The sequence below is a fragment of the Kytococcus schroeteri genome (assembly GCF_002847825.1).
GTDB classification, from domain to species: domain Bacteria; phylum Actinomycetota; class Actinomycetes; order Actinomycetales; family Dermatophilaceae; genus Kytococcus; species Kytococcus schroeteri.
This window is the reverse complement of record NZ_PKIZ01000053.1, coordinates 1-288: the sequence shown is the minus strand read 5'-3', so window position 1 is coordinate 288 and position 288 is coordinate 1. Positions and strand designations below refer to the sequence as shown.

Genomic DNA, 288 nt, shown 5'->3' with positions numbered 1-288 from the left:
GAACATCACCAGCGCGACGGACACCCACGCTTCGGCCAAGCCCGCGGTCTCGGTCACGATGGGTGCCAGGAAGGTGAATGCCGCAAAGGTCCCTCCGTTGATCAGCGCTCCGAGTGCCATGGCCAGGATGAGCCGCGGCGTCGCCAACTGGCTGAGCTCGACACGGAGCCTTGGTGAGGTCGCGCTAGTCTCGCTCCGACCAACATTGTTCGTGACGCCACGAATGACTCCAACGGCCGCGGGAATACAGAGGATGGCGATCGCCCAGAACGTCGTTCGCCAGCCCAG

1 pseudogene is annotated in these 288 nt (G+C 64.2%); it reads right to left on the bottom strand.

The window, feature by feature from the left end:
- Window positions 1–288, bottom strand: a pseudogene (locus CYJ76_RS11470) (Cmx/CmrA family chloramphenicol efflux MFS transporter); the annotation flags it as partial.